This window comes from Thermodesulfobacteriota bacterium (assembly GCA_040756475.1).
Lineage (GTDB): Bacteria > Desulfobacterota > Deferrisomatia > Deferrisomatales > JACRMM01 > JBFLZB01.
In genome coordinates this window covers 1-9,755 of the sequence record JBFLZB010000172.1, presented here as the reverse complement: position 1 = coordinate 9,755, position 9,755 = coordinate 1, and the positions used below count along the sequence as shown (strand labels likewise).

Sequence of the window (9,755 nt, the reverse complement as noted above, 5' to 3'; positions counted from 1 at the left end):
GCGGGCCGGGCCGTGGTGGTGGCGGCCCTGCCCGCCCTGTTCTTCGTCACCTCCTGCACGGTCACCGAGCGGGAGGTGGCCCAGCAGGGCGGGCGCATCGACGACCTTCAGGTGCGCTTGCTGCGCCTGGAGCGGGCCGTGGCGGAAGCGGGAGCCGCCCCCGCGCCGTCTGTCCCTGCCGACCCCGACTTCCAGCGCCGGGTAGCCGACCTGGGGCAGCGCCTGGAAGAAGTGGGCGCCGAAGTGCGAAGTCTCTCCGGCCGCGTGGAGGCCGCAGAGCGCACTCCGGCAGCGGGGGCCGCGGCGCCGCGGGTCGACGCGCTGGAGTCCAGCGTTGCGGACCTGGCCCGGCGCCTCGAAGCCCTGGAGAGGCGGGCGGCGGCTCCCCCCCCCGCTCCGGTGGCGGCAGTGCCCACGCCTGTGCCCTCTTCTCCGACACCCGGCGCGCCGGCTCCCTTGAGCAGCCAGGCCCTCTACGACAAGGCCTATGCCACCTACAAGGAGGGCCGCTACGAGGAAGCCCGGGGGCTCTTTCGCGACTACATCGCCCAGCACCCGGACACCCCCCTCACCGGCAACGCCTACTTCTGGATCGGCGAGAGCCACTACGACCAGGGGCAATACGAGCAGGCGATCCTGGAGTATGACAAGGTGGTGCAGCGGTTCCCCAAGGGGGGCAAGGTCGCGGGTGCGCTCCTCAAGCAGGCGTTCGCCTTCGACGCCATCGGGGACCCCGTGGACGCGCGCATCCTGCTGCGCAAGCTCCTGCGGGAGCACCCCAACTCGGAGCAGGCCCCCATCGCCCGCAGGAAGCTGGAGCTCCTGGGGGAGTGAGCGCCGGCAGGGCAAGCGTGGAGAGCCGCACGGCTGGAAGGGTACCGACCGGAACGCGGCAGCGCACGGCGCGACGTGGGGCGTGGCGCGGGCGGGTGCCCGATGCGGCTGTGCGGCGCAAGGGCCGCACAGCTCGCAGGCGCTGAGGTGGAGACACGGCGCCGGGTCCTCCTGACCCGCCTGCAAGACCCCGACCCCGGAGTGCGCACGGCGGCTGCCCGGGCACTGGACCGCCTCGACGCCCTGGAGGCACTCCCTGCGGTCCTGGGAAACTTGCGGGAGAAGCGCCGGGAGGAGTGGGTGGGGCTCCTGCGCTCCCTGGAAGGGCTGCGGGACGAGACCTGCCTCAAGTTCGCCCTCCAGGCGCTGGCCCATCCGGCCGTGGACGTGCGCCTGGCGGCCCTGGATCTGGCCTCTGATTTTCGCGACTGGCGGGCCACCGCCCACCTGGCGCGGCTCTTGGGCGACGAGAGCCCGCTGGTGCGGGCTCGGGCCGCAGAGGTCCTCGGTGCGCTGGGCGATCGCCGCGCCGCGGCTCAGGTGGCGCCCCTCCTGGACGACCCCGAGCCGCAGGTGCAGGCGGGGGCTGCCGCCGCCCTGGGCCACCTGGGCCACGCTCCCTCGGCCCCTGCCTTGACAGCCCTGGCCTCCCACCCCGATCCGGGGGTTCGCGCCGCCGCGGTCGAGGCCCTGGGCCGTCTGGCCTTCACGAATCGTAGCTGAGCACCTCCAGCGGGTCGATCCCGTGGGCCAGGGGGTTGACCCAGTGGACCACGGCCGAGGGGCGAATCTCCCGCACCGCGGTCTCGGCCAGGGGCAGCCGCGCCCCGCTCCGGTCGATCGCCACCCGCACCGCTTCGACCTCGCCGCCGGGCCCCAGGCGGATGACCACCGCCACCTCCCCGGTGGCGAGCCGCACCACCGAGCCCACCGGAATGCGCCCCATCGCCTGGAGAAAGCCGTCCAGGAACTCCGAAGGAAAGTGGCTCCCCCGCAGCCGCTCCAGGGCACCGACCGCCTCGGGCAGGGCAAGCGGCGCGCTGTAGGTGCGGTGGGTGGTCATGGCGTCGTAGACATCGGCCAGGGTGACGAGCGGCGTGTCGGGGTGCAGTCGATACCCCGGGGACCGCGACGGGTATCCCCCCCCGTCGTGGCGCATGTGGTGCTCGTAGACCAACTGGGGGACCGGCGCCGGCACGCCCCCCATCTCTTGCAGGATGTCTCGCCCGTGCTCCGGGTGCCGCAGCATGGCCGTCCACTCGTCGGCGGAGAGGCGTCCGGGCTTTCGCACCACGTCGGCCGGGGTCCGGGTCTTCCCGATGTCGTGAAGCAGGCCCGCCACCCCCAGGCTGTCGAGCTCGTCTTCCGGCACCTCCCGCTGGCGCCCCAGGAGCAGGGTGAGCAGGCACACGTTCACGCTGTGGTGGAAGGTGTACCGGTCGTAGTCCTTGAGCAGAACCAGCCCCTTGACCAGGCTGGGGTTGTCCGCCAGGAGCCCCGAGAACTCCTGCACGCAGGCCCGGGCGGCGGCGGGGTCGGGGATGCGTCCCTCCCGCAGCTCCTCGTAGGCCTTCTCCAGTGCCTCCACGGCCACGCGGTGGGCCCTCAGGGCCCTCTCCCAGCTCCCCTTGCCCCGGCGCAGGCGGGTAAGCGAGACCTCGCTGCCGGTCCACGGCTCCTCCGAGGAGCTCCGCAGCCAGGCGCAAAAGCGCGCCAGCTCCCCGGCGCTCGCCTCTGGCTCGAGGATCACCCCCTCGACCCCTCGCCCTTCCAGAAGGCCGAAGAGCTCCGCCGCCTGGGGCTGGGGATCCAGAAACGCCACGTCGCCCACCACCAGGTACCCCTCGGCGGCCCCGAGGAGCACGGGCGTCCCCTCGGAGAGCACGCGGCCCAGGGCCTCGCCCAAGGTCTGGGCAGCCCGTAGGGCCGCCGCGTGGCCCTCGGGGTAGAGCGCCTGGGTCTTGACCAGGCCCGCCAGGGCCCGCACCAGTCCCTCGGCCCGCCCCCGGTCCAGCCGCGACCTCATCGTTTCTCCGCAGCGCCCAGGGCGCGAGCCGCTTCCGTGCGCAGCTCCACGTCCCGGTGCTCCTTCACGGCCGAGAGCAGGGCCACCGCCCGCTCCCCCCCCAGGTCACCCAGGGCCTGGACGGCCGCCCGTTTCAAGGTGTGCCAGCGCTTGCGCCGAAACAAGGGCCGCTTGCCCAGGACCTCGGCCAGCAGATCGACCCCTCCCGGCATGCCCAGCCGGCCGAGAGACCGCAGCACCGCCGCCCTGAGGTTCCAGTCCGCCGCACCGGCGCCGGCGCGGCGGAACACGGACACCAAGGCGCCCAGGGTGTGCTCGCTGGGGTAGCTCGCCGCCGCCGAGATGGCCAGGAGCCGCACGGCCGGTTCGGGATCGCCCAGGAGCCGCAGCACCTGTTCCTGCGCCCCGGGCCCCGACATCCGGCCAAAGGCCCGGGCGACCTCACGGCGGATCCTCCCGTCCCCGTCCTCGGCCAGGCGCGCCAGGGCGCGCTGGGCATCGGGCGTCCCGATCCCCCCGAGCACGGTGACCATGTTGCGCACTACGAACCAGCGCTGGTCGTCGAGCATCTTGACCGCCCAGGGCACGGCGGGGTCGCCGATGGAGACGAGCACGTCCACGAGCCGCCGGCGCCCGAGCCGGCTGCCCTCGGAGACCAGCGCGTTGATCGCGGGGACGACCGCCGCCTTGCCGAGGGCTCGCAAGACGTACTCCCCCAACTCGGCATCCTCTTCGTCGCCCTTGCCGGTGGCCACCAGCTCGATGACCCACTGGAGAAGCGGCCCCTTGACCGCCAGGCGGATGGTGTCGAGCAGATAGTCCCTCTTCCCCTCCTGGCGCTCCGCCTCCATGTTTTGGGCTTCCCGATAGAGGAAGAGCACGACCTGGTAGGCCTCGCGGTACCGCTCGCCCTCCACGTACCCATCGAGCTCCCGGGCGATCTCCCGCAACCTCTCGAGGAAGACCGGCATCTCCTGGGTGCGCCCCAGGCTCAGGAGAAGGTCCAGGAGGCGCTTTTCTTTGGAGCCCTTCTGCTGGAATGCCTGGAGGCGGCGAAATAGCCGGGGATCGGCAAGGAGCTCGGCCTCCACCCCGGCCGCGAGCCCCGCGCCCCAGTCCCCCTCCCGGGCCCGGCCCCGGCCGCTGCCTTCCCCCTCGGCGTGGTCTCCCGCGCGCACCGCCAGGCCCTGGAGCTCCCAGACCCCCGAGAAGGGCGAGCGCTTCCAGGCCTCCGCCAGCCCGCCCCGGGGCGCAAGCACGTCGGGGCTCGCGGCGAGCAGCGAGACCAGGAACCCGTATGCCTCGGCCGTGACCTCTCCCCGGCGCCGCAGCAGCGCTAGGCCGTGGCTCGAGAAGGTGCGGGCGAGGGTCCCCACGGCGGGGCTCCCTTCCCCCAGGCGGCTGTGACCGAACCACAGGGCACCGGAGCGCAGCTGTAAACCCGGCTCCTCCCAGCGGTAGTCGGCCTGCGCCTGGGACATGACCCGGAAGCCGTCCTTGAGCGCCTCGAGGAGCATGGGGTGCCGGTCGGGATAGAACTGGTGGGCCGCCACGGCCCGATGCAGGGCGACGAGGGCTTCCGCCACCGCGCGGTCGCTCAAGACGGATCGTTCGGCAAGGTTGGTCACGCTCGCACCGCCGGATCGGGTTTCTTGTTCGCCGGGTCAGCCGTGTGCTAGTTTAATGGGCCTTGGGCCGTGCTCCCTCGGGGGCGCCCCGTCACCTGCACTCACAGGAACCCGATGCGCATCGTGGCCCGCCTGGGCCTGGCCCTGGCCGTCCTGGGGGCCGTGGCGGCGGGGCTCATCGCATGGGCCTTTCGCGACGCCCTCTCCGACCTGCCCGACATCGCCTCGCTCCGCGCGTACCGCCCCCCGCTGGTCACCACGGTCTGGAGCCGCGACGGCGTGCTCATGGCCGAGTTCGCCGAGGAACGCCGCAAGGTCGTGGCGGTGGACTCCCTGCCCCCACACGTGGTGCAGGCCTTCCTCGCCGCCGAGGACAGCAAGTTCTTCGTCCACGAGGGCCTCGACTGGAGAGGCATCGTCCGGGCCGCCTGGACCAATTTTCGCCAGGGAAGAGTCGTCCAGGGCGGGAGCACCATCACCCAGCAGGTGGCCAAGTCGCTGCTCCTGAGCCCCGAGCGCAGTTACCGCCGCAAGCTGCGCGAGGCCGTTCTCGCACTGCGCATCGAGCAAAACCTCACCAAACCCGAGATTCTCCATCTATACCTGAACCAGATCTACCTCGGCCAGGGGGCTTACGGCGTGGAGTCCGCCGCCGAGGTCTATTTCGGCATCCCGGCCCGAAAGTTGAGCCTGGCCCAGGTGGCCCTGCTCGCCGGGCTGCCCCAGGCACCCAGCCGCTACAACCCGTTCCAGCGCCCCGAGCTGGCCCTGGAGCGCCGCCGCTACGTGCTCACGCGCCTTACCGAGGAGGGCCTGGTCTCCCCCGCCGAGGCCGAGGCGGCCCATGCCGAGCCCCTCGCCGTCGCCGGAGTCCGCAACCCCTACGCCACCTTCAGCCCCCACTACGCGGAGCAGGTGCGGCGCCTCCTCGAGGCCCGTTACGGCGCCGCCTCCCTCCAGCGGGACGGCCTGCGCGTGATCTCTGCCATGGATTCACGCCTTCAGGCTGCCGCCAAGCAGGCCCTGCGCAAGGGGCTGGAGGAGCTCGACCGCTCCCAGGGGTACCGGGGGCCCCTGGGCCGCATCGAGCCCCCGGAGCTGGGGCCTTTCGCATCCGGGGAGACCCCCGCGGCACCGGCCCGCGTCCGGGCTCTGGTGCGCCGGGTGGACGCTGGCGGAGCGGTCGTGATCGTCGGGGGTACCGAGCTGCCCCTGCCGGTGGCGGGCCTGGCCTGGGCTCTCCCCAAGGGGCGCACCCCCCCGGATGTGCTGCGCCCCGGGGACGTGTTGCTGTGCGATCTGGAGGCCGCGCCCGACGGCAAGACGGTGGCGAGCCTGGTCCAGGAGCCCGAGCTCGAAGGGGCGCTGATCTGTCTCGATCCCCGCACCGGGGAGGTGCTGGCTTGCGTGGGAGGCTACGACTTCTCCCGGAGCCAGTTCAACCGGGCAGTCCAGGCCCAGCGCCAGCCCGGCTCTTCCATCAAGCCCCTGATCTACGCCGCCGCCGTAGAAAAGGGATACACGCCGGCCACGCTCATCTACGATGCTCCCATCGTGTACGCCTCCCCGGACCTGGAAGACAAGTGGAAGCCCCGCAACTTTTCGGAAGAGTTCTACGGGGCCACCCTCCTTCGGGACGCCCTGGTGCAGTCCCGCAACGTGGTGACGGTCAAGGTGCTGCGCGACATCGGGGTACCCTACGGCGTCTCCTTCGTCCAGCGCCTGGGCATCCGAAGCCCCATCAGCGCGGATCTCTCCCTGGCCCTCGGGGCTTCCACGGTCACTCCCCTGGAGCTCGCCGAGGTCTACGGAGCTTTTGCGACCGGCGGCGTGCGCCGCGACGCCGCCTTTCTCCTGCGGATAGAGGACCGGGACGGCGTCCCGTTGGAGTCTTTCGTCCCCCTCGAGGGGGAGCGGGTGCTGCGGCCGGAGACCGCCTACGTCCTCACCCACATGATGCAGGCGGTGATCCAGGAGGGCACCGGCCGGCGGGCCCGGGGGCTCGGCCGGCCCGCCGCGGGCAAGACCGGTACCACCAACGACAACCGGGACGCCTGGTTCGTCGGCTACACCCCGGACCTGGTGACCGCCGTGTGGCTCGGCTACGACGACAGCCGCAGCCTGGGCAGCGGCGAGACCGGCGGCCGGGCGGCCGCTCCCGTGTGGCTCGACTTCATGCGGGCGGCGGTCCAGGGCCGCCCCGCCGCCGAGTTCCCCGTCCCCGAGGGGGTGGAGTTCGCCCGGGTCGACGCGCAGACCGGATATCTGGCCGGGCCTGCGGGGTCCAAGACCTTTACGGCGGCCTTCCTGCGGGGCTCCGCCCCCGGCCCGGCGCCCCGGGGTGAGCTCTCGCCCGCCTCCAGCGCCACCCTCGATCCCACGGACCCCCAAGCCCTGGACGCCCTTCGATGAGCGGCCCCGCGCTGCGCGACGGGTTTCGCCGCACCATCGACTACCTGCGCCTGTCGGTGACCGACCGGTGCAACCTGCGGTGCATCTACTGCATGCCCGCCGCCGGGGTCCACCCCCTGGACCACACGGAGATCCTCTCCTACGAGGAGATGCTGCGCATCGTGCGGATCGCCGTGGGGGAGGGAATCCGCAAGGTGCGGGTCACGGGGGGCGAGCCCCTCGTGCGCAAGGGCATCGTCGAGTTCGTGGGAGATCTCTCCCGGGTGGCGGGGCTCCAGGACCTCTCCCTCACCACCAACGGCCTGCTCCTGGAGGAGATGGCCCCACACCTGCGCCGGGCGGGCCTGCGCCGGGTCAATGTGAGCCTCGACACCCTGCGCCCTGAGGTCTTCGAGCGCATCACCCGCCGCCCGGGGCTGGCCCGGGTACTGGCCGGCATCGCGGCGGCGCGGCGCGAGGGACTCTCCCCCGTCAAGGTCAACGTGGTGGCCCTGCGGGGGGTGAACGACGGAGAGATCCTCGACTTCGCGGCCTTCGCCGAGGAGGGCGGGTACGAGGTGCGGTTCATCGAGTTCATGCCCGCAGAAAAGGACGCCTGGGACGAGACCCGCCTGGTGCCCGCCGCAGAGATCCTCGACACCCTGCGCTCCCGCTACCCCCTGGTCCCGCTGCTGGCGGAAAAGCTCTCGGGCCCCTGCCGCGTGTTCCAACTCCCCCGGGGAGGGCGGGTGGGGGTCATCAGCCCCCTGAGCGACCACTTCTGCGGGGGGTGCAACCGCCTGCGCCTCACCGCCACGGGGAGCCTTCGGGGATGCCTGTTCTCACGGGAGGAGACGGACTTGCGCGCCCTGCTGCGGTCCGGCGCGGGGGACGCCGAGCTCGCGGCGGTGCTGCGGGAGGTGGTGGCCCGAAAGCCCCGGGGCCACAGCCTCCGGGAAGAGCCCGCCCACGGCTCCGGGATCGCCATGAGCCGCATCGGGGGCTAGCGGTTGGCCACGGGGTAGGGGAAGGTGCCCCGCTCCGAGAGGAAGTTCTTCGGGTTCACGTACTTCCCGTCGACCCGCACGGCGTAGTGGAGGTGGGGTCCGGTGGAGCGCTTTCCGGTGCTCCCGAGCTTGCCGATCTTCTGCCCCCGGCGGACCCGCTCCCCCTCCTTCACGGAAAGCCGGTCCAGGTGGCCGTACAGGGTCTCGATGCCGTTGCCGTGGTCCAGGGTCACGGCCTTGCCTAGGGCCGCGTCGCTCACCGCCCGGATCACCAGGCCGTCGGCGGCCGCCACCACGGGCAGGCCCCGGGCTCCGGCCAGGTCCACGCCCGAGTGGAACTCCCGTTTCCCCGTAAAGGGGCTCTTTCGCCACCCGAAGGCCGAGCTCACCCAGTGCTCCCCCTCCACCGGGGCCAGGGCAGGGATCGCGTCCCAGTGGCGCTTGCGCTCGTGGAGGCGGGTGCTCAGATCCGCCAGGTCCAGGGCCAGGGAGCGGGCGGCAAGCCCCAGACTCGCCTCGAGAGCGCCTTCGGCAGCGCCGGCCCCCGCCAGGTCCTCGGGCGAGACCGCCTCCAGGTCCACGTCCCCCAGGCTTCCTTGACCCCCTTCGGCCCGTTCCGGGGCTTCCGCCTCCCGCGTGGCCGTCTCCTCATCCTCGAGGCCGAGCCACTGGCGAATCCGGGCCTCCTCGGCGCGCACCTGGGCCAGGGCCTGCCGGGCCGCAGCCATCTCGGTCTCGGCTGCGGCCAGCCGGCGGGCGACCTCCTCGCCGTCGGCCAGGCGTGCATAGAGCACCCCGTTGTCCCGGTAGAGCCGCACCGTCACCGCCCCCAGCACGGCGGCGCAAGCCGCCGCCGCCAGACACGCGCCGCCGAAGAAGAGGACGGCGCGTCGAGACAAGGAGAGGCGGCTTCGCGCCCCGGTGGTCCGGCTGCGCCACACGATGGTCACGTTCTCGCCAGCCGATGCCATGGCTCTCCCCTCCAGGGGCGGGTAGACGGGGCACGAAGTGCTCCGTTTTGTAACACAGGGGAGGGGTCCCGACCAAACTAAAACACCTCCTCCGCCGCCGCCCGGGACGGCCCGTGGAGGGGCGTGCGGGCCAGGGCGAGAACGCACACCCGGAGGGCCCCCGCCTCCCGGCACGCCTCGGCGCAGGCCCGGGCGGTGGCGGTAGAGGTCGCCACGTCGTCCACGAGCAGCACGGTCCCGTCCAGGGGCTCCCTGGGCCGATAGGCCCCCTTTACGGCGGCCGCCCTCCCCTGCGCGTCGAGCCCCACCAGTTCGGGCACCGCCCGCGCCTTTTCGAGGGCGGTGGGGCGCCAGGGGGCCCCGGCCTCCCGGGCCACGGCCCGGGCAAGGAGGGCGGGCAGGCCGGCCCCCCGGCGCCGCAGGGTGGACGGATGGCACGGAACCGGAACGACCGCGCCGAAGGTCACCCCGGACCAGAAACGCACCAAGGCCTCCCGGGCCAACGCCTCCACGGCAGCCCGCATGCAGGGGTCTCGGCCGAACTTCCACCGCCGCACGGCTTCCAGCAGGGCTCCCTGGTACGGACCCCAGGCCCGCAGCTCGAAGAACGCGGGCGGGTCCGCCCGGCAGCGGGGACAGGGGTGGGAGGGGCCCGCGCCCGGGTAGGGGACGGCGCAAGAGGGGCAGAAGGGCTCCGCCAGGGGCTGCATGCGGCTCCGGCACCGCCCGCAGAAGGGCGCGGCGGGTGCCCCTTCGGCCTCCCGAACTCGGCACTGGGTACAACGCGGTGGCAGCTGGACTTAAACGAGCGCCCGCAGCGGCGCCCGGCACCACCGGGACGCCCGGCTCCCTGAATCGGTCGGCGGGCCGCCCTTCAGTCGAGCAGGAGGCTCCGGCC

Annotated in this window: 8 protein-coding genes; 4 read left to right on the top strand and 4 right to left on the bottom strand. The window is 72.8% G+C overall.

The annotated features are described in order from the left end of the window. Both ybgF and AB1578_18780 read left to right on the top strand, forming a co-directional pair. Positions 1-834, top strand: an 834-nt coding sequence (ybgF, locus tag AB1578_18785; GenBank protein ID MEW6489941.1) for a tol-pal system protein YbgF, incomplete at its 5' end; no start/stop codon positions are given. A gap of 147 nt (positions 835-981) precedes the next feature. Next, a complete protein-coding gene (locus AB1578_18780; GenBank protein MEW6489940.1) occupies positions 982-1,557 on the top strand; it encodes a HEAT repeat domain-containing protein in 576 nt (191 codons plus the stop codon). Here the strand turns inward: AB1578_18780 and AB1578_18775 are convergent. Continuing rightward, the gene (locus tag AB1578_18775; protein ID MEW6489939.1) at positions 1,541-2,860 is read right to left on the bottom strand and encodes an HD domain-containing phosphohydrolase; all 1,320 of its coding nucleotides are present in this window, start codon (positions 2,858-2,860) and stop codon (positions 1,541-1,543) included. The two genes, AB1578_18780 and AB1578_18775, sit on opposite strands and share 17 nt — an antisense overlap. Then, positions 2,857-4,461: a HEAT repeat domain-containing protein gene (locus AB1578_18770; GenBank protein ID MEW6489938.1), complete on the bottom strand. Its 1,605-nt coding sequence runs from the start codon at positions 4,459-4,461 to the stop codon at positions 2,857-2,859. The genes AB1578_18775 and AB1578_18770 overlap by 4 nt, the downstream gene beginning before the upstream one ends. A 141-nt stretch (positions 4,462-4,602) precedes the next feature. Here AB1578_18770 and AB1578_18765 point away from each other — a divergent pair, with 141 nt between their 5' ends. Both AB1578_18765 and moaA read left to right on the top strand, forming a co-directional pair. Next, positions 4,603-6,900 (top strand): PBP1A family penicillin-binding protein, encoded by a 2,298-nt coding sequence (locus AB1578_18765; protein MEW6489937.1) that lies wholly within the window; start codon positions 4,603-4,605, stop codon positions 6,898-6,900. After that, positions 6,897-7,886 carry a GTP 3',8-cyclase MoaA gene (gene moaA, locus AB1578_18760; GenBank protein ID MEW6489936.1) on the top strand — a complete coding sequence of 330 codons (990 nt, stop codon included), beginning with the start codon at positions 6,897-6,899 and terminating at the stop codon, positions 7,884-7,886. Before AB1578_18765 ends, moaA begins: the two co-directional genes overlap by 4 nt. Here the strand turns inward: moaA and AB1578_18755 are convergent. Together AB1578_18755 and AB1578_18750 are read right to left on the bottom strand one after the other, a co-directional pair. Beyond that, positions 7,883-8,857, bottom strand: coding sequence for a M23 family metallopeptidase (locus tag AB1578_18755; GenBank protein MEW6489935.1), 975 nt, complete (start codon positions 8,855-8,857; stop codon positions 7,883-7,885). The genes moaA and AB1578_18755 overlap by 4 nt on opposite strands. A gap of 77 nt (positions 8,858-8,934) precedes the next feature. Next, positions 8,935-9,651: a ComF family protein gene (locus AB1578_18750; GenBank protein MEW6489934.1), complete on the bottom strand. Its 717-nt coding sequence runs from the start codon at positions 9,649-9,651 to the stop codon at positions 8,935-8,937. Positions 9,652-9,755 lie beyond the last annotated feature (104 nt).